At 36.9% G+C, this 19,890-nt stretch carries 13 protein-coding genes; 8 read left to right on the top strand and 5 right to left on the bottom strand.

What is annotated here, in order from left to right:
- The first annotated feature begins 185 nt into the window (after positions 1–185).
- On the top strand, positions 186–3,428 hold the full coding sequence (locus DB41_RS05340; RefSeq protein WP_039385171.1) for a hypothetical protein: 3,243 nt from the start codon (positions 186–188) through the stop codon (positions 3,426–3,428).
- Between the two features lie 194 nt (positions 3,429–3,622).
- Here the strand turns inward: DB41_RS05340 and DB41_RS05335 are convergent, their stop codons facing one another.
- The 4 genes from DB41_RS05335 to DB41_RS12030 all read right to left on the bottom strand — a co-directional run bounded on the left by DB41_RS05335 (position 3,623) and on the right by DB41_RS12030 (position 5,921).
- Entirely contained in the window at positions 3,623–4,849 is a 1,227-nt protein-coding gene (locus tag DB41_RS05335; RefSeq protein ID WP_368730542.1) for a hemolysin family protein, read from the bottom strand.
- Positions 4,850–4,990: 141 nt separating this feature from the next.
- The gene (gene ybeY / locus DB41_RS05330) at positions 4,991–5,455 is read right to left on the bottom strand and encodes an rRNA maturation RNase YbeY (RefSeq protein ID WP_039385167.1); all 465 of its coding nucleotides are present in this window, start codon (positions 5,453–5,455) and stop codon (positions 4,991–4,993) included.
- 118 nt (positions 5,456–5,573) lie between these two features.
- The gene (locus tag DB41_RS11290) at positions 5,574–5,732 is read right to left on the bottom strand and encodes a small basic protein (protein WP_079979899.1); all 159 of its coding nucleotides are present in this window, start codon (positions 5,730–5,732) and stop codon (positions 5,574–5,576) included.
- Positions 5,733–5,747: 15 nt separating this feature from the next.
- Complete coding sequence (locus tag DB41_RS12030) at positions 5,748–5,921, bottom strand: hypothetical protein (RefSeq protein WP_164480475.1); 174 nt, start codon at positions 5,919–5,921, stop codon at positions 5,748–5,750.
- Between the two features lie 189 nt (positions 5,922–6,110).
- On the opposite strand from DB41_RS12030, the gene DB41_RS05325 reads away from it, so the two are divergent.
- The 3 genes from DB41_RS05325 to DB41_RS05315 all read left to right on the top strand — a co-directional run bounded on the left by DB41_RS05325 (position 6,111) and on the right by DB41_RS05315 (position 8,922).
- Positions 6,111–7,274 (top strand): hypothetical protein, encoded by a 1,164-nt coding sequence (locus DB41_RS05325; RefSeq protein WP_039385164.1) that lies wholly within the window; start codon positions 6,111–6,113, stop codon positions 7,272–7,274.
- 83 nt (positions 7,275–7,357) lie between these two features.
- Positions 7,358–7,594 (top strand): hypothetical protein, encoded by a 237-nt coding sequence (locus DB41_RS05320; protein ID WP_155117587.1) that lies wholly within the window; start codon positions 7,358–7,360, stop codon positions 7,592–7,594.
- A gap of 983 nt (positions 7,595–8,577) precedes the next feature.
- Positions 8,578–8,922: a phage holin family protein gene (locus tag DB41_RS05315; RefSeq protein WP_039385159.1), complete on the top strand. Its 345-nt coding sequence runs from the start codon at positions 8,578–8,580 to the stop codon at positions 8,920–8,922.
- Positions 8,923–9,366: 444 nt separating this feature from the next.
- Here the strand turns inward: DB41_RS05315 and DB41_RS05310 are convergent, their stop codons facing one another.
- Positions 9,367–11,172: an ABC-F family ATP-binding cassette domain-containing protein gene (locus DB41_RS05310; RefSeq protein ID WP_039385156.1), complete on the bottom strand. Its 1,806-nt coding sequence runs from the start codon at positions 11,170–11,172 to the stop codon at positions 9,367–9,369.
- 822 nt (positions 11,173–11,994) lie between these two features.
- On the opposite strand from DB41_RS05310, the gene DB41_RS05305 reads away from it, so the two are divergent.
- From DB41_RS05305 to DB41_RS05290, 4 genes are all read left to right on the top strand, one after another.
- Complete coding sequence (locus DB41_RS05305) at positions 11,995–12,438, top strand: LexA family transcriptional regulator (protein ID WP_039385153.1); 444 nt, start codon at positions 11,995–11,997, stop codon at positions 12,436–12,438.
- Positions 12,416–13,699, top strand: coding sequence for a Y-family DNA polymerase (locus DB41_RS05300; protein WP_039385150.1), 1,284 nt, complete (start codon positions 12,416–12,418; stop codon positions 13,697–13,699). The genes DB41_RS05305 and DB41_RS05300 overlap by 23 nt, the downstream gene beginning before the upstream one ends.
- Positions 13,700–13,799: 100 nt before the next feature.
- Entirely contained in the window at positions 13,800–15,887 is a 2,088-nt protein-coding gene (locus DB41_RS05295) for a sodium-translocating pyrophosphatase (RefSeq protein ID WP_039385147.1), read from the top strand.
- Positions 15,888–16,075: 188 nt separating this feature from the next.
- Positions 16,076–18,199 carry a hypothetical protein gene (locus tag DB41_RS05290; RefSeq protein ID WP_039385145.1) on the top strand — a complete coding sequence of 708 codons (2,124 nt, stop codon included), beginning with the start codon at positions 16,076–16,078 and terminating at the stop codon, positions 18,197–18,199.
- The last annotated feature ends 1,691 nt before the right edge of the window (positions 18,200–19,890 follow it).

Genomic DNA, 19,890 nt, shown 5'->3' with positions numbered 1-19,890 from the left:
TCATTGAAAAGAAATAGATTATCCTTTAATTTAGAAAGGAAAATATTTTGTTATTTTGTTTTAGTGATGAAATTTAATTGAAATATTAATTTATAAGTTAGTTTAAGTTTGCTTTCTAAAATTTAAGTTTATTTATATTATTAATATGTTTTATAATATTTATTGAACAAATAGAGGAGATAAACATGCTTCCCCCTTCTACTCCTACTTCTCCCGTATCCAGCTTTCATAAATTTTTTGATTATATTCCTATTATAAGTATAGGATCAGCGATTGCTCACTTTGCTATCCTCTTATTTGAAAAATTTTCGCCGAAAAAAAGTTTGTATAACGCTCCATTAAATGAACGCAATATCCAGGTTATTTCTTCAGACAGCTGGGGGCACGGAAAAAGAGGTTTACTAGACTGTGTGCCTATTGCAGGAAATATTATTCTTGGGATTCATGACCTTTACCATAAATATTATGGAGCTAAGCCCAAGCAAGAATTGCCTACCTCATCGAACTCTCATCCTACTTACACTTTGAGTACCACAGGCAAGACAGACGAGGCTTTTAAGAGAAAAATTGCGCAACTTGAAGAAAAATTAAAGCACAAGGAAGCTTTAATTCAGCAACAAAATGTAGTAATTAGAAGTCACGAGCAAACAATAGAAAAATTAGACAATCAATTAATTGTGGCAAAAGATGAAAATAAAAAGCTTAATAAAAAAGTCGAAAAAATTAGAAGAAAGAATGAAATCCTTATTAGCGAAAAAGAGAAGCTTCAACTTTTAATAGACAATAAAAATGATGAGCTTATTGGTGCCACAAATATCTACCAAACGACGCAAGACGAATTGCAAAAAGCCTATGCAAATTTGGCAGAGGCAAGAAAAGCTTTAGCTCAAGAGCAAACATTTGCTCAACAACATTCTAGCCTTGGTTCAGCTGAAGACTTGGAGAAATTAAATCAGGATTTACATCGCCAACAACAATTAGTTGAAGAATTGGAAAGGAAAGCCAATTCCATACGACAAAACTTGGAGAACGCTGAAAAAGAAAAAAATGATCTGATTCAGCAGTTGCAGCGTACGCAAGAGAGCTTGCAGCGTAAAGAGGCCATCCTTGAAGCAGCAACAAGGGCTTCGCAACTGGCTCATGAAAGCTTAGCAAACGTTCAAGAAACGGTAGAAAGTGTACAAATAGAAAATGGCAAGCTAAAACATCAAGTGATAAATCTCACAAGTCATTTGAAAGCTCGTGAGCAAGAAAACTTGGATCTACAACAGAGGATTGATGAGCTAGAGCTAAATAAGCAAGAAGCCATAGATCTAAGAAAAAAACTTGCTAGCCAGGAAAGCTTTGTAGCCACATTTTTAAAAGAAGAGCAACAAATACGCGAGGATCTTAGCAGTAAATTATCACAAGCACAAGAGACGATAAGGGAATATGTCTCTCAAGTTGAACAGCTACAGATGAAATGTGAAGGTTTAAAAAGTAAATATCAGACTTTAAAAGATGAACCACCTTTAAAACAAGAATTAGAGGCGGTGGAGCGTAAGTTAGCAGAAATTACAGTACAAAGAGACCATTTGCTAGAGCAAATTGAATTCATCAAATTTGCTCAAACGCTTCCTTCTTTAGATAGATCTCTAAGTCTTAGCAGGTCTATGCATTCTGAGGATGGTATTTCTCATGATAATATCTCCCAGGTGACAGATTCAGGAGAAATGACAGAATGGACTTTAATTGCAGAGAAAGAAAAAACAGAAGATGAAGGAGTGACTTTTGCTGGTAAATTCTCCTCGCGTTATAAAAGGGAAAATATCGATACCTATATCCAACATGTTCTGACAGCAGGCAATCATGCCGCAGATGACCTTGCAAAACGGATACAAGAAATACTTAATTACGAAATTCCTCCTCCTCTTCTTTCTGAATTAATCTTAAATTTTAACGAGCAGATACGAAAAAAAGCTCTTTTAATCCACGAAAGATTAGGCATTAACAGCGATAACATCGAGCAATTTATTAAGCCGAATGATCCTATTGTGGAGAAAGGAAAAAGGCTTGCGAAAGAATATGAAAACGAGATCATGAGTGCGTTACAGGATGCATGTAGGCAGGCTGCTGAAAAATGGCCTCAGCATAAGAAAGATCTCCTCTCTTTAACGGACGAATGCTTTAAAATTTATCAAAACGCCTATTTTCAAGGCGTCGTACATTTTAACCATTGGTGGAGAGAAGTGTACGATAAAATAATCAATTTTAGTAAAGAGGAGCTTGGCGCAGCTCAAGTGCAACTGAAATCTGTGGGAGAACCTTACAGCTCGGCCGCCCCGCGCAATCGCCAAGATACTCAAAACCCTGCTGTCCCTAACTTCTTTAGGACAACCTACCTTCCTTATCTATCCTCTCCTACTTCGGATATGAAAGCAATCAAAATGGACAATGTGACTCGTTCGGCTATCCCAGTGGAGTTTGACCAGACAAACAAAGAAATTCGAGAGCAAATTAATAGACAAATCGTAAAAAAAATACTACAAGAACATGCGCTAGAATATTTAAAAAAACATTCAGGACAAGCAAGCGGCGAAATTCCTATAAAATTGGATTTTGCAGCCGTCACTTTATTATCACCCTCATCAGTGTTAGATTGGGCTAATTATTTTGGAAAATTGGCTAATGCAGATAATGAAGCCATGCTTCTAAAGGAAGCAAAAGAGGCTTACGAATATTGGCATGGAAAACCTTTGGTAGTTAAAGGTCAAGAGTTTCAATTTCAAATTACCTATATGAACATACCCTGCAATGACCTTTATTTTAAATCTTTAGAATGGTCAACGCAGACTTATGCACTAGAATGGGAGGCCAATCAAATAGCTATAAAACACCTAGCGCAAAAAGTCGTAGAATATGAACTAGCGGTGAAAAAAGAAATAGAGAAGAATAATACTTCCTCTGACTTAAAATCAAAAATGATGAAAGTTAAAATCTTACAAAAACTTTTAAAAGATGTAGAATCTATATTAAATATCCCTGAAGGTAAAAAATTAGAAGCTTTTGGTAATAATTATTATGCTCTAGTCTCTCGGGTACTCATGTTAACTAGTTTAGTAAGCGATGGGGTACACTTTGGATGCCGAAGCGGCAAGGACCGTACGGGCCTAGCTAATCTTGAGGTAGACAAATTGCTACAGCTTACTCATGCATTAGAAGGTTATCCTTCATTAGAAGCAGAGGTGAATGAGCCTAAAATAAGGGCTATGGCTAAAGAGATAGGACATCAACTCTATATAGATTCCGGTAATCTTGATGTGATTCCTGAGGCAAATCTAGGATGTCCTTTGGGAATGAATATAGGAGCTTGTGCCAATCCAGGGGATAAAGAAGCTAAAGAATATGCTCTGGCAGGTGCAAAAGCTTTCGTACGTCCAGGTCATTAATCTAAAAAGTTTATGCAAGTTTGATTACCATAGGATTAAACTTGTATTTACATAGGCTCTTAAGTTAATTCTTTAGGCACTAGCCATGAGTAGAGATGAGAGATGGGCACATTTTTTGCCTAGCTTTAATTTCTTCCTAAGATTGAAATAGGACTAGAAGATGAAGCTAGGTCAGAGAGCTTCTCTTTAATGGTTTACTTTTCTTCATTTAGAAGAGGAGAAGATTCAATAGGCTTGATACGCACTTTTTCTACTGAACGATCGCTAGATTCTAAAATCTCTAGCTCAAAGTTATCATGATGGATGATAAAGTTTGTAGAGGGAATGGCGCCAGCTAAATGGAATACATAGCCGCCTACAGTATCATATTCTTCTTCCTGGGGAATTTGAATACCCAGCTGTGCCTCTACATCAAAAATGCTCATTTTAGCATCAATAATCCAGGAACCGTCCGCTAATTGTTTAACAGTTTCTTCTTCTTGATCATATTCATCTGCAATTTCTCCTACAATTTCTTCCAATATATCTTCTATAGTGATGATTCCTTCTGTACTTCCATATTCATCCACCACAATGGCAAAATGAACTTGTTTTTGGCGAAATTCTTGTAGAAGATTGGAAATTTTTTTTGTTTCCGGTGTATATAAAATGCTTTTTTGTATAGCTTCAATGGGTGTATCAAGAATCCTCGAGTCTTTTTTTTCCTCATATTCCATGTATTTTTTCAAAACATCTTTGTACATAAGTACTCCTACGATATTATCTAACGAATGTCGATAGATAGGAGTGCGACTGTACCCCTCATGTTGCAAAAGCCGGGCGGCTTCTTTAATGGATGTGTCTGCAGATAAGCTAAACATATTGAGGCGGGGCACCATCACTTCACGAGCACAGCGTTCCTTGAAAGTTAGAACGGATTCTATAAGCTTTTTATCATGAAAATTTAGAGTGGGGCTAACTTCTGCTTCTTGAATTAATTCAATAATCTCTTTTTTAGCTTGAGCACTAGGCACCTGCGTTGAATCGAAGTATAAGTCATAAGATCTTAAGTGGGAGATTTTTAGAAAAATAAAAGCTAGAGGAAATGCAAGAAAAAAGTAAACAGAAGAAAAAGAAAACCCTATTTTGAGAGCTTTTTCTGGTAGATGTGTGCCTAATAATCTTGGTAGATAATCACCCAGAACAAACGAGGCTAGAATTAAAATGAGAAGGCTTATAATTATCCATAATGTATTCAGATAATCAGGCCTTTCGCGAAGGGAGTTAAAGAGAGCGGTCTGCGACAGAAAAATGATGCCGCAGGCTGTATAACCAAAACGCGCTAAATTTTGAGCACAAATCGCTGTGAAAAATAGGCTTTCATATTCATGATGAGGAAAAAAAATATGATGAAAGGATCTGTACAAAAAAAAAGAATTCATCGCTTTAATTTGCTTTTGAGCATCTTTTTTATGCATACGACGGAAAGAGCTAATCACCGCTGTGAGGAGAAAGGATCCGAGGAGGAAAAAAAGTGTTAAAAAGAACATCCAAATGAGAAACAACTACTTCTCCTTTATTATCTATTTAGGTAATAGTAATAGATTAAGTTTCTTTAAATTAACCATGTGTTTTTTTTCCGCTTTTCGCATGATCAGCTTTTTCTTTCTTTCAGTATCCTCGTATCCCATTAAATGAAGCAGCCCGTGCACAATGTATAAAGTGCATTCTTCGTAAGGATCGCCTGAATGCTTTTTAGCATATTCAAAGGCGGTTTGAGGGCACACAAAAATTTCTCCTAAAATTCTATATTTCTCCGGCCCTTCTCCATGCTTATTTGTATCCATAGGGAAAGAGATACAGTCAGTTGTCGAGGGGTCATTAAAATATTGCTGATGGAGCTGGGAAATTACGAGAGGTGTTACAAAATATATAGATAGTTCATCACAACTTTGATTTTCTAACTTAATCACAGCATCAGCAATTTTTTTGACTAAGCGCAGGGGAAAAGATAAATTTTTTTGCTTATTGTAGACGTGTATTTGCACAAACGTAATAAGTGGGTTAAAAGCTACTTTGTTAACACAAAGACCTAATGAATGCAAGAAGAAGAAAAAATTTTTTAAATATGGAAAGCCAGGAGCCTGTAGGGGCTCCGTAACTCTTTTAAAGAACTGGTGTTTTAGGTAAACCTGTTATGCGAGTTTTCTTTTCCGCATCCCAGCGTCCTAATTTTTTTAATACATCGATTCTTTCAAATCTTTTTAAAACGTTACGTTTGGTGGCCCCTTTGTTGGCTTTTCCAAAGCTTGGATGTCTTGACATAACTCGATCCTTAGATTACTTAATTTTTGGAATAAAAGCTTGTTTGGCAATAGCGCCTTCCAAAGCATTTGAGTGGGATTTAAATCCCTCTTTCAAATTTTCTTTACGGGGTCCAGTTTTTTTAGCAGGAGGGCTAGGCTTGCGATGAGATTTGCTGCGTCTTTCTGCTTGTTTACTAATACGAACCATTTTATACTCCTAAAGTCATAAAGCAAGCTGATTATAAGGATTTAAGCCAATTGATGCAAGTAAAATGAAAATTTAGACAGGGGAAAGTTTATGGACGATTATTTCCCTTGATAATAAATGTAAAATTCAATTAAAATTTATTTTAAATAATATAGATATTCCTACTAACTAATCAAAATATAAAGATACATGAAGGGTCCTGTAGCGCGCGACAGTATAGGAAGGTGTACGCCAGGCAATGATCTCTATGCCATGATTCGCAATCCTATGGCAAGGGTAACGCCTGTGGCAAAGCCCGTAGATACAATAAGATCTTCTCGTTTGCGCCTTGAAAGAGAAGCAACGGCTAAAATTGGCAAATTCATGCAAAATTTTTTAGTGGTTGCACGAGCGGGCAAATATATCTTTTTGGCATTCACTCTACCCCCTTATTTGTTGCTATATGGATTACCTAAATGGGTCGTTGAAAATACTGTCCCCCTTTTATTTTATCTTTCCTTAAAGCCTTTCCAGATGATGCATCACAAGCTAAGGCACGCACTTAAAAGCCATGAAGCTAGCAAAAATGCTATCCACAGTATAAAAAACCTGTTTTCGCACGCTTTTAAACATACTGCGGAATACATTCAATGGATCCAACGCACAAGCCAGGCTTTGTTTGTACATTTAAAACATTCTATGGTTGCTTTAGGCTATCGTCTATTGCAGCCTTATTTGCCTATCATGCAAAGAAGCATTCAAGCCGCGGAAGCAGTTACAAAAATGCTTTTGCAAAAGACTTATCAACGAGGTGATAAGCAAGCAGAACTGGCTCGCCAATTTGCATTATTAATGTGGAAAATAGTTAAAGAAGAGTTTGCTGGCTCTCTTAATCTTTATATCAATGATTTGAAAGCTAAATTTAATACCTTTAAGAAGCATTTAAAAAAGCAGATAGAAAAGCCTCGTCTGGAAATTCAGAAGTTTAACGATAACCTAATACATCAGCTAAAACGAATCAATGAAACCCTACAAACTTTAGGACTAAAGATTGCTAAGCATGCAGAAATAATGACTTTAACTGTAGTCAATACGGCTCTTCCCTTCATTGGATGGGCTAAGCCGCAAATCCAGCGCAGCGTCAATCTTTTCCAAGCGGGCAGAGCAAAGTTAAACCACCATTTGACACATTTAAGCAGCATTATGCAAAACTTAACGCTATCGGCTTTAGAAGCATCGCGCTTTAGCCGACATCTGATTGTAAATTCAGTAAAAGACGTTTTTAAAGCAATAGTTCCTCGCTTTGTTAAGCAATTTTTTAATCCAGAAGGCGGGTTTAAGCAAAAGAAGCAACAAATGCTAGAATTTTTTTAGGAAAAGTAAAAAAGATTCAAGGCTTTGCAAAACAATTGCTGAGTAGTGCTCTAGAAGCCTCTAAAAAAGGTTTGTTTAAGTTTTTGCAAAAATTTTACAAGTTCATCTTTTTAATCGGTAAGCAGCTTAAAGAATTGCCCATGCGTCTTGCTAAAGCAATTTTCCGAAGTTATCTTTTTGCTTGCAATTCTTTTGTTCAGATCAATCACCTTATGCGTTGGTTTTTTATCTTAAGTTACGTGCTCGTACGTTTAGCGTGGCAAGAATTGCGTGAGATAGCAGGACATATTCTCGAAAGTTATAGTTTTAAGAAAAATTAGTTTCTTAAAAATCAATAAATTTAGTCGGCTTTTGCTATTAAAATCTCATCTTTCTCTGAGGAATTGTTTTTCAAGGTAAGTCTAATCCCTTGATTATTCAATTTTTCGACAAAGGGGGCGAAATCATGAATAAAATGTTAAAGCATGGTTGCTCTTTGGTTATTTTTCAGTAAGTAAGTAGAGCTACATAGGCTATTATTTATTTCTAATAAATCCCACCTTGCGAAACTTTTCTTTTAGCATGACCTTTAGACATCTATCAAGCAATAAGTATGGCTTTGTCTTTAAAGAGGGGTGAAAATTTAATTTTAGCCCTAGTGAAAGAAATGTCTAAAGCTTCTCAAGAAGCTTTTGCAATCATTCAGCAAAAAGGGCAATTGAAATAAGAAGAAGCTCTCTTCTAAAAGCTCTAATGCCGACCTAGCTTTAGCAAATTATACTTTTATCCAATCTTTTCCCTATTGTTTGTAAGCTCAGTTTAAAGATGATATCCAATACATAAGCCATCCTATAAGGCCAGAAGGGGAGGAGGCTTTAGTAGCTTTTCATAAAAAATTTTCAGAAAAAAGTATATAATATCGCTTTTTTGAGGTTACGGCTTTAGAAATTTGAATTGCTTAGAGAAAGCTAGCAAAAATTTGCTCAAACTTTTTTGATTGCTACCTTTCAGGGGTAGCTGAAAAAAAGAGCTTAATAAGTTTTTTTCAAGTATTATGAGTGCTGCATGTTGATTGGGCAATGCAGCAGCTCAAGAGCCGAGCTTAAGTTAACAATCATCCATCCCTGCCGAATAAGGGTTTAGGCACGCAATGAATCAAGTATTTAATGAAGCACGTCAAGAGAGTATGCATATAATTACAACCACGATCCTCTCGGACACAGGCAGATGATTCATGTTCATGTGAAAATAGGTTTTATTAAGCAGTTAGAGCTTAGCCATCCATCTACCTATTGCAGGACTAACTATTTAGCAAGGATTTTATATGAAAAAAATTGTTTCATTAATTGTAAACAGCATAGCTATCTTTATTACTGCTAACCTTTTACCTGGCATTCGCCTTTCAAACTTTAGAAATGCTTTGGGTGTCGCTTTAGCCTTAGGGCTTATCAATACTTTTGTTCGCCCTTTTTTATTAATTTTAACTTTTCCTCTTACAATTTTAACATTAGGCTTATCCACCTTATTTGTTTCCGCTTTTTGCGTTATGTTAGCTTCTTGGATAGTTCCAGGGTTTTTTGTGAATGACTCGTTTTCGGCGCTAGTTTTTGCTGTTGTAGTGGCTATCTTCAATACTCTTATTAGCCTTTTTATAAAGAAAGGACAATGATTGATTAGTTTTAAAAGAGACAAATTTATCTATTATCTAAGAAAAAGTGAGAGAAGATAGATAAGCCCTAAGCTGTGGGCTTGTTGATTTGATAGTCAAGAGAGTTGTTTTCTATATTTGGTGATTTTTCTATGTGAAACATAGCTAGCTTTAAGGCATCTTCATAAGAAAAAGAGAATGATGTAGGTAATAAGGCATTTTAGCATACTATCTATATAAAAAGATAATTAAAATTAAGCATGATCATGAACAAGGCAATGAGCCTCTATCCAATAAATGCATGGACAAAGTAACACACTTTTAACCAGCCCTTTATGTAAGCGCCTATTTAAAAGCTATTCCTCTAAGTAGAGAGCGAGATCTCCAAGAAGAGATCCTCTTAAACGGGTTGGGTGTTTTCAAAATCTATAAAATTGTTTCTTGCTTGGCTGGAAAAAAAATAGATCAAGTTTGTTTACTGGCAAGAAATTGCCAACGCTCATAAAGTCTTTCCAACTCTGCTTGCACCTGATTTAATTCCATACAATTTTTCTGTAGCAAGTTAGCATCCGAAGCGCTTTCTATATCTTCATGAAGTTTTTTTTCTTGTCCCTCGTATTTAATGATGCTCGCTTCTATTTGCTCTAATTCATATTTTTCTTTGTAGGATAGTTTGGGTACTAAATGCTCAGCTTTATCCCGAGCTCTTTCGGCTGGCTTTTCTTTTTTAAGGCTATCGGAAGCCTCAAATTTGGCTTTATATTTTTCCCATTGAGAATAGTCAGCAAAAAGCTGAATAGGCTCTTTTAACCCTAGTCCTAAAACCACATTGCAAACTTTATCCATCATATAGCGATCGTGGGTAATAAGAACTATCGCCCCAGTAAATTCACATAAACTTTCTTCCAAGACTTCAAGAGTAGGTATATCCAAATCATTGGTAGGTTCATCGAGTAATAATATATCTGCCGGCTGTAGCATTAAACGAGCAATCAATATGCGAGCATTCTCTCCTCCAGATAATTGACTAATAGGTAAGTCTAAACGATCAGGAGAAAATAAAAAGCGCTTGCTCCACGAGTTGACATGAATGTGTTGTCCCCGATAACTTACATATTCTCCGTTGGTTGCTAAAGCTTCTCTTAAAGTAAGGTGGGCGGGCATCTGAGAACGGTGTTGATCAAAATAGATAATACGCAAGCCTTCTGCCAATTTAATTGTTCCTGAATCCGGCGGTATCATTCCTGCAAACATCTTTAATAATGTTGTCTTGCCGGTTCCATTGGCTCCAATGATTCCTAAACGCATGCCAGGAGAAAAAGTAAGGTCTAACTTAGAAAATAACAATTTATTATCTACAGATTTGGAGAGGTTTTTGGTAACGAGCAGCTTTTGGGTTAAACGGTCAGTAGAAGTAAAGTTAATATGAGAACGTGTTTGCTTATTTCTTGTTTGAACATCTGTTAGTTCATCAATTAGCTTGCCTGCCTGCTGTATGCGTGCCTGGGCTTTAGTGGTACGTGCCTTAGGAGATTGCTTTAACCATTCTTGTTCATAACGTACTTTGGATGATAAAGATTTTTGGTACTGTGCCTGGCCACTTAAAAATTGCTCTCTCCTAAGTAGAAATTCTTCATAATTGCCTGCTGCCGTAAATAGTCCCTTGGGAAATTGGGCATTTAATTCAAACATGCGAGACGATATCTTGGCTAAAAAATATCTATCATGGCTTATAACCATAAAGGTTAGATTTTCCTGCTGGAGTAATTTTTCAAGCCATTGAATGCCTTCCAGATCCAAGTGGTTAGTAGGCTCGTCTAAAAGCAATAATTGAGGATCGCAAATAAGTCCTTTAGCAATATCTAAGCGCTTTCTCCAACCTCCTGACAAAAGTTTAGCGCTTTGCTGGATGTCTGGAAATCCTGTTTTACTCATCATACATTCAATACGCATGGCTGCTTCATGAGGTGCTAAATGAGGATCATTAGAGCTTAAAGTTTCTCTTAGAATTTCATAAATTGATTGATCTGGATAAGAAGTCATTTGAGAGACATAAGCAATCCGTAAGTTGCGCCTAATCGCTACCGTCCCTTCGTCGGCACTTTCTTTACCAGCCAAAATTTTCATAAAGGTAGATTTTCCAGCCCCATTGGGTCCGATGATTCCAATTTTATCTCCTTGAAAAATGCCGGCAGAGATACCTTTAAATAAATGATGAGTTCCAAAGGATTTACTTATATTGTCACAGTTAATATAAACGGTATTGTTCACGAGATATCTACAATTTTTTTATGATAAGTGTAGCTACTTGCTGCACACAAAACAAGCAGTATTTAGATTAAGGCTAAAGTTAAAGCGCAAATGAAGCTTTAGGCCTACTCAGGTCTTACTAAGATACTTTTGTTGAACTTTAGGAAGCTTTTAAAATAGTTAGTAAGAGGATGTGGATATCCAAAGTGAAGATAGGCTTCCCTCTAAAGAGGAGCAGCTGCGGAAGGTATTATCTAGCTATCCACAAACAATTTTCATGCTGTAGCTTTTAGAAATAAAGTGATTAAAAATGTTGAAGGATTCCAGGAGCTGGGGATTAATGAATGAATAATCATAATAAGGATAAAAATGGATACGGGAAAGTAGCGTTTTGGCAAGAGGCTTTTATAAACATTTTTAGTTTAACATGCCGTGCGCAAGAAAAGATGCTAGATAAAGATGCTAGATAAGGTATAGTTAAAAGAAATGGTTTTTGCTAGATAAATTAAGTTGGCTCCGTCCAGTATTTTCTAGGGTACATTAAGGCTTGGAAAGATAGCATGAGTGGATTTGAGAAGATTGAAATTCTTAAGTTCCTACAGGAACGGCTGCTTAGCTTCTTAGTTGACTTGTAAAAAATCCCTTTCATTAGAACTTTAAAGTCAGTCTCTTAAGATTGATAGAGTTACAAGAAATTGAGGTAATGGGCAGGGGCCGGGAAGCTCTATTCCTAAAAAACGCTTTTATTAGTTCCTTTATTTTAATATAGTTGGGGTTAATTTTAAAAAAACCTAAGCAAATTTTATGCTCTAGGGTTTATGTAGTTTTATTAGGAAGTTTTGTATGAAAACACAGACGATAGATAAAATTTTTTATCCAAGCTCTTCAGTTACCAAACAGTTATGGATTCCCTTATTCCAAGACAGTGTTTCGGCAGGTTTCCCTTCCCCAGCAGAAAATTATATAGAAAAGCGTTTGGATCTAAACGAGCTGCTGGTCAAGCATCCTGCAAGCACGTTTTTTGTACGGGTGCAGGGAGATTCTATGCATGAAGCCGGGGTCTTTTCAGGAGATATTCTGGTTGTGGACCGAAGTCTAGAACCGTTAAGTGGTAAAATCATAGTAGCTATTGTAAACGGTGAGTTTATGGTCAGACGCTATGTATTAGGACCGCAAGGCATACAGTTAGTTTCAGCTAATTCATCCTATTCGGCTTTATACGTAAATGCTGCCCTTGATTTTCAAGTATGGGGGGTTGTTACTTATGTCATTCACCGGCCGCAGTGAATTTATGTATGCTTTGGTGGATTGTAATAATTTTTATGTTTCTTGTGAGAGAGTTTTTAATCCGCGTTTGATTGGAAAGCCTGTAGTAGTGCTTTCAAGCAATGATGGGTGTATCATAGCCCGTTCAAAAGAAGCTAAGTTTTTAGGAATCCTAATGGGCGCTCCCGCTTTTGAATATAGAGATTTATTTAGGAAATATGATGTAAAAGTCTTATCATCTAATTATACCCTATATGGTGATATGTCTCATCGTGTGATGCGCACGTTGCAGCAATTTTCACCTGAAATAGATATATATTCTATTGATGAAGCTTTTTTAAAAGTAGATACGGTAGATAAGGAAGCTTATTGCAGAGAAATTCAGCGCATCATTCTCCAGCATACAGGCATACCTACATCTATTGGCCTAGCGCCTACCATGACTCTTGCTAAGATAGCTAATGATATGGCTAAAAGATATTCTGCTTGCCATAATGTTTTTTCCATGGAGGCTTTTGAAGTGCGCGAAAAGGTGCTGTGCCAACTTTCTATTGATGAGATTTGGGGGATTGGAAAAAAAATTTCCTCTTATCTACATCGCCAAAATATACACACAGCCAGCGAGTTTAAAAATTCTGAAGATTTGTGGATAAAAAAAAATCTTTCAGTTACAGGTTTACGAATAGCATGGGAACTGCGAGGAGTATCATGCCTATCCTTAAAAGAAGCTCCTGCATCTAAAAAATCTATCACTTGTTCACGCTCGTTTAGCAAAGCTGTTTCAGATCTAAATGAGCTGTTAGAAGCTATTTCAACGTATGCTTCCACGGCGGCTGAGAAATTGCGCAAACAGCAGAGCCGAGTTTCATTTATAGATGTATTTTTGATGACTAATAAGCATCATCATTCCCCTTATTACTACAATAACATGCAAATTACTTTACCTCAACCTAGTGACTATACACCCAAAATTATCACTTATGCTAAGGAAGGAGTAAGGCACCTATTTCGCGAAGGTTTTTTATATAAAAAGACAGGCTTGACTCTGGGAGGGCTAGTATCAAAAGGTGACTACCAACTTGACCTTTTTGAAGAAAATCATTTTAGCAATAAAAAAGAGCAAACCTTAATAAATTTAATAGATCAATTAAATCATCAATATGGCCGCCGAGTAATAAAAATGGCTGCAGAAGGCATTAAGCAGCCATGGAAAGCTAGGCAAGAAAATTGTTCTCCTCGCTATACTACCTGCTGGCAAGATATCTTAACTATACAGATATAGGATCTATCTTTCATAGGTTTTATCTTTTCCTGTTGAACTAATTCCTCTCTCTCTACTATTTTTATTTTTTTTCATTAACCAAAATCAAAGAGGAAAACTAATGTTGTCATACGAAGATGGATTTTTAATCGTATGCGGCCTTTTAGCCTTGTTTTACGGAATTTTGACAATACGTTCTGTCTTATCCCTAAGCACAGGCAATGAAAGGATGCAAGAAATAGCAGCAGCTATTCAAGAGGGGGCTCGTGCCTATTTAAATCGTCAATATCAAACGATTGGCCTAGTGGGAATCGTAGTATTTGCACTTTTAACCTGGTTATTGGGTTGGTATGTAAGCGTGGGCTTTTTAATTGGAGCTGTTTTATCTGGGCTGACAGGCTATATTGGCATGAATATCTCTGTGCGAGCAAATGTTCGTACTACAGAAGCTGCAAAGCAAGGTCTTCAGCAAGCCCTAAATGTATCTTTCAAATCGGGAGCCATTACGGGTCTTTTGGTGGTTGGCTTTGGTTTAATAGGGACTGCAGGATATTACATTTTTTTAAAAAACTCTATTATTCCTGCTCGCGAACTTCTTGAGTCTCTCGTCGCTTTAGGTTTCGGTGCTTCCTTAATTTCTATTTTTGCTCGATTAGGGGGAGGAATTTTTACCAAAGGTGCAGATGTCGGTGCGGACTTAGTAGGAAAAATTGAGGCAGGTATTCCTGAAGATGATCCACGTAATCCAGCTGTTATTGCTGATAATGTAGGGGATAATGTAGGGGATTGCGCAGGAATGGCAGCAGACCTTTTTGAAACATATGTGGTTACCATCGTAGGGACTATGCTGCTTGCTGGCATGTTTTTCCAAGGTATTATCTTAGAAAAAATGATGTACTATCCTCTAGCTATTTGTGCAGTTTGCGTAATAGCCTCTATTCTCGGAACATTTTTCGTACGTCTTGGGGCTACCCATGATATTATGAAAGCTCTTTATAAAGGATTTTTTGCTACCGCAGTCTTTTCTGCCATGGCTATTGCAGGGTTGACTCATTGGCTATTAGGCTTTGATATTGCTTATCAAGCAAATAATCATGTCTTTAATGGATTTAATCTTTTTTGTTGCGCACTTACTGGTCTGGTGGTAACAGGTCTACTTATGTGGATTACAGAATATTATACTTTGACAAAATATAGACCTGTGAAAAGTATTGCAGAAGCGTCTACTACAGGACACGGTACAAATGTTATCCAAGGCTTAGCTATCTCTTTAGAAGCTACTGCCCTTCCAGTCGTTGTAATTTGTGCTGGTATTCTTGTCTCTTACTTGAATGCAGGTTTATTTGGGATTGGGGTGGCAGCTACAAGTATGTTAGCTTTAGCCGGAATGGTCGTTGCTTTGGATGCCTATGGTCCTGTGACAGATAATGCAGGGGGCATTGCAGAAATGAGTAATTTACCAGAATCTATCCGCAAAACTACAGACGCACTTGATGCTGTGGGAAATACCACTAAAGCTGTAACAAAAGGTTATGCTATAGGTTCAGCTGGCTTTGCTGCACTTGTCCTTTTTGCAGCCTTTATACAAGACTTGGCTCACTATTTTCCTGAAAATATGGCGAACTTCCATTTGCAAAATCCTTATACAGTGGTAGGCTTGTTCATCGGCGGCCTTCTTCCCTATCTATTCGGAGCTTTGTGTCTGATGGCTGTAGGCCGTGCAGCAGGAGCTGTAGTCGTAGAAGTACGCCGTCAATTCAAAGAAATCCCAGGAATTATGCAAGGAACTGCGCGTCCGGATTATGGAAGCGCAGTCGACATGCTGACAAAAGCTGCAATCAAACAAATGATTATTCCTTCTTTGCTGCCAGTATGCGCTCCTTTTCTAGTCTATTTTGTAATTCTGTATGTTGCAGGGCAAAATGAAGCCTTTGTAACCCTAGGCGCAATGCTTCTTGGGGTAGTAGTGACAGGGCTTTTCGTAGGTTTATCTATGACCTCTGGTGGAGGTGCATGGGATAATGCTAAGAAGCTAATTGAAGAGGGAAATTACGGTGGAAAAGGTTCTCTTGCTCACCATGCTGCTATCACTGGGGATACTGTCGGCGATCCTTACAAAGACACGGCGGGTCCTGCAATTAATCCCATGATAAAAATTGTTAATATTGTCGCTCTTCTCTTGCTAGCTATTCTTGCAGCATGGAATTAGCCTCTTTTAATCTTTTCAGATACCCCCTTTTAATAAAGGGGGTTAATCTATTCCATGATTCATACATCAAAATAGTATTGCAAATTATTTAATTAGTGGCTATTGTGCCATGGTCAACTACTGCTTTAGATTCAAACTCAAACGTTTGTGTGCTAAAATTTATTATAAATTGTATGATGGAGTAATAAATGACAAGTTGGTTTTCTTCCTTCTATGATTATACTTATAGTTGTGCAGCAGATTTACACAGTTATGTGAAAGATCTACGGCGTCCTGATTGCACTCTTATTGCCAGTTTAGAAAGGTTTAATGCCGTTCCAAAAAAAATTTCTTCGAGCACTTCTGCTAAATGCAAATCTATAAGATCCAAATCTCTACCTCCTTCGCCCCTCCAGCGTCAAGATATTTCTCCCTCTGAAGTTTTACTATTAGGCGATGAAAGGGTTAATAAAATCGTTTATAGGGTCCTAGAAGAATTGCATAATAATGTAAGAGTGACGACTGACCATCTAACTGACCATCTGAAAGAGTATTCATTTCAGTCTATGTATGGAGCGAGAAGCAAAAAAGAAGGACCTTTTCCTTTTGCAAATTTACATGAGCACACAGAGGGTGCTATACCACCCTGGGAGCTTGAAAAGTTAGTAAAAAAATATAGCCTCTATTATGACGAAGCCAAAAAAGCTTGGAGAAGGAAGAAGACGCCCACAAAAAATGGGCTAAAGAGCGATGATACTCCTGCTAGGCTTACATGGCAAGAAATTGAAGAACGGTATAGTATGCCGCTACGTACATTTTTACACCAACTGTGCTGCGTTCCGGTTAATCAGCCCCTTTCTGAGAAATTATCTTTTAAGTTTAAAGAGGATTTTTTTAGTAGAAAGTTTGATGAAACCTTTGGACCGATAGGTAGTATCTTAGATAGAATTCCTTTAAGTGAACAGCTTCTGATTATTTTATATCAAGCAGAGCTAAGCAATATTATTTATAATGAACTCATGTTTGGCTTGTATGTAGTGCCTGTACCTAGCACATTTATTGAAGAGGTGGAACTTCAAATTAAAGCTGATGAATGTGAGCACATCGAAGAGATGCCTATTGATAAAATTGAGCAATTTATTGAATACCTTATTAACCCGAAACATACTCTAGATGCCTTATTAACGGATAGCGAAAAAAACAAGTTTAAAAGAAAGCTACAAGGCAGATGTAGAGATAAAGTAGGCCAAGATCCACAGAAAAAGATGGAGAATCTAGAGGAGGAGTGGAAAAGTTTACTCAATATGACATACGTAGAAGCCTTTAAAAAGGTGATGACTGATGAGCTTGATCAAGCCGAACTAGATATTAATCAGCAGATTAATATTCTATTAAAAAAACAGAATGTTAAACTGCGGCCGAATGTATTTGATGCCAGAAATCCCATTACTATTAAATTAATCTTTGAAGTTATGCGCCATTACTCGCTAGGTGAATTTTTTGCTTGGGCATTGGCAGCCTCGGCATACATTGCAACTGATGAAAAAGAACGAATAGTTGGCTTGACAGTGGATGGCCCTCAGAATACTGCCAATTCAATAAATAATTTTTATGATCAAATAGCTATTATTAAAACCTTGCGTAAGCATTATCCTGCAGTTAAAGTTACCTATCATACTCTTGAATTTGCCAGTTCGCATTATGATAGCATACATAAATATGTGAAAGATGAGCTTTCTAGTGTCTTAAAGGTGTCCGAGCGTATAGGGCATGGAACGATGATCGCGGACACAACAAATCTGATAAAAAATTTAAAACTTTTAAAAAGAAATAAACTAGTTGAAATATGTCTGACTACTGTGCAAGCAACTACAGGCGTTAAAATAGAAGAAGTGCCTTTAAAAGCTTTGTTAGAACAAGGCATCGCCGTTAACTTAAATACAGATGATCCTGCTATTGTAGACACTAACTTGCGGGAAGAGTTAAGGAGAGCGATAAAATTAATAGGGATTTCTCCTGCAGACACCATTAACATGATGCGCAGTGCCATTCATTTTTCTTTCCTACCTGGTGAAAGCATTTATAATGCTGTGGAAGCAAGAACAAAAGTAGATGGACGGCTCGTAACCAAAATTTGGTATGATTTGAAGTTTCCTGAAGAGCATGGTATTCGAGATCTAAGCAGAGTAAGTGCTAAAGAGCTCAAGCTGTGGCAGCTAGAAGATGAATTACAAGAGTTCTGCAGATATATTTACCATAATATGGACCCTTTATTTCAGCTGGGTTACATTAAAGAAGAGTCTCTTGCTGATGAAGAAACCTTTATTGAATAAATATTTTAAAGCAGCAGCTTGGCGACAAAAGGTAGAGGCTGTTGGCAAAACTTTCGTAAGTAAGGGCCATTTGGGTTAGCAGCTGCTTTAATAATAATCTTTAGCTAAAGGGCTTAAAAATAGGGGGCCTCCTAAATTATCAAAAGACGATGCTTTGTAGATTAATTTTACTAAAAGCTTCTGGTCTGCCTAACTTGCATCAAGGGATGGGACTTACTAGGGATACCCCCCCCCCATTTTTTTCGAAAAGATTTTGAACTCAAGTGATGATTATCCTTTTGGTATTTCCCTGTCCTCCCCATTAAGTTTTTAAATTTCTTTATTCAAGCTAGCCTTAGCAATTGCTAGTAATTCTCCCAAATTCTTTGAAGATTTCCTTTTGTACCATTTATTTCAGCAACTTTATGGCTTACCTTAAGCACTCCTACTATTCTTTTGTGAATGATGGAATTCTAGCGACGTCATCAGATTGGCTTTAAGGATTAGCTTATATCTTATAGCAAATGGAAGAAATATCTTTGGGTCCGTCTTCGATTTTTTAGGGTTTGTGTGATTAAAGCTGAAAAAGAAGGGTAATTTTGCCAGGCTAAGCTATCCTTTTATCTCCCTTTTAAAAGTAAAGAGTTTAAAATTTTGACACCGACCTTTTCCCCCTTAGCTTCTTTAAGAGAAAGCAATTGATCAATTAGGCTTTATGCCATCTCTAGGCAGCTCTCTTAAGTTTACTATGAATAAGTTGACTAAAGTCTTTAGCGTCAAACTCCTGCTCAGCCAGCATCTACTCAAACTTAACTTAGAGTTATAACTACTTGTTGGATAAAGTATGCTAAAAGTTGGCTTTTAGTGATGGATGGCTGCCTTTTTTCTTTCTTTGTTTTCACCTGGCATAAATACACTATTTCTTAATCTCTTCAAAACCGATAGGAAAAATATATTCTTCCTAGCAAATAAGGTTTAGAAAGTAATTTACCTCTTATATTTGATCTCCCTTGTCGACGAGAAAAGACCACTACACAGTTGTTTTCCTTTGGATAGAGCTTTTCTTCCCTCGTCTCATCAAGCATCAATACACCTCTCCTACTCTGTTCTAGATGGTTCACTTGCTTTTTAACCTACTACTCTAGTTCTTTTGATCTCTGGCTTGGTACTAAGAAAGCCGGTAGGTTTTATCAAGGCTAATCTGGCTTTCTTAAAGATTGGATAGCCTTGTAGCTGTCGTTTGTTGATTCTGGCTGATAAGATGAGTAGAAAATGTTAATACCTATTAGAAAGCTTTGAAGAGTAGGCCAAGCAAAATTCCTTTGCTATTAAAAGCTCTTGCTATATACGCCAAACAGCTAAATGAAAAGTAGTGTGAGCTTATTCATATAAAAGTTGAGTGGATAGCTTATGAATGAGTTCGCTTCATTTTGCTAATCACTGGTAGGGCACGCGTTAAAGTTAGGTGGGCATAAAAAAGATACTGCAAATAATAGTTGAATGATAAAAGGAATATGCTATACTAACTCTCACAGTATAAGCCCTCTAAGTGCCTATTTCAACTTAATTGATTTTCCTAACCCCTTTTCTTAAGCCAGCGATATTATCTTCGCCTATAAGACAAAAAAAGCTAGAAGCCAAAGATAATTAAGGAAAAAGTTTGCTAATTTTCAAGAGTTTAGGAAAAAATTAGAGAAAAAGGAAAATAGGGG

The organism is Neochlamydia sp. TUME1, assembly GCF_000813645.1.
Taxonomy (GTDB): domain Bacteria; phylum Chlamydiota; class Chlamydiia; order Chlamydiales; family Parachlamydiaceae; genus Neochlamydia.
Note: the sequence above shows the minus strand (reverse complement) of the source record. Positions and strands in the feature narration are given on the sequence as shown.

What these genes read in the sequence shown, in the direction of transcription:
- DB41_RS05340 (WP_039385171.1), top strand. Translation starts at nt 186, where the DNA reads ATGCTTCCCCCTTCTACTCCTACTTCTCCCGTATCCAGCTTTCATAAA.
- DB41_RS05335 (WP_368730542.1), bottom strand. Translation starts at nt 4,849, where the DNA reads ATGAATTCTTTTTTTTTGTACAGATCCTTTCATCATATTTTTTTTCCT.
- DB41_RS11290 (WP_079979899.1), bottom strand. Translation starts at nt 5,732, where the DNA reads ATGTCAAGACATCCAAGCTTTGGAAAAGCCAACAAAGGGGCCACCAAA.
- DB41_RS12030 (WP_164480475.1), bottom strand. Translation starts at nt 5,921, where the DNA reads ATGGTTCGTATTAGTAAACAAGCAGAAAGACGCAGCAAATCTCATCGC.
- DB41_RS05325 (WP_039385164.1), top strand. Translation starts at nt 6,111, where the DNA reads ATGAAGGGTCCTGTAGCGCGCGACAGTATAGGAAGGTGTACGCCAGGC.
- DB41_RS05315 (WP_039385159.1), top strand. Translation starts at nt 8,578, where the DNA reads ATGAAAAAAATTGTTTCATTAATTGTAAACAGCATAGCTATCTTTATT.
- DB41_RS05305 (WP_039385153.1), top strand. Translation starts at nt 11,995, where the DNA reads ATGAAAACACAGACGATAGATAAAATTTTTTATCCAAGCTCTTCAGTT.
- DB41_RS05300 (WP_039385150.1), top strand. Translation starts at nt 12,416, where the DNA reads ATGTCATTCACCGGCCGCAGTGAATTTATGTATGCTTTGGTGGATTGT.
- DB41_RS05295 (WP_039385147.1), top strand. Translation starts at nt 13,800, where the DNA reads ATGTTGTCATACGAAGATGGATTTTTAATCGTATGCGGCCTTTTAGCC.
- DB41_RS05290 (WP_039385145.1), top strand. Translation starts at nt 16,076, where the DNA reads ATGACAAGTTGGTTTTCTTCCTTCTATGATTATACTTATAGTTGTGCA.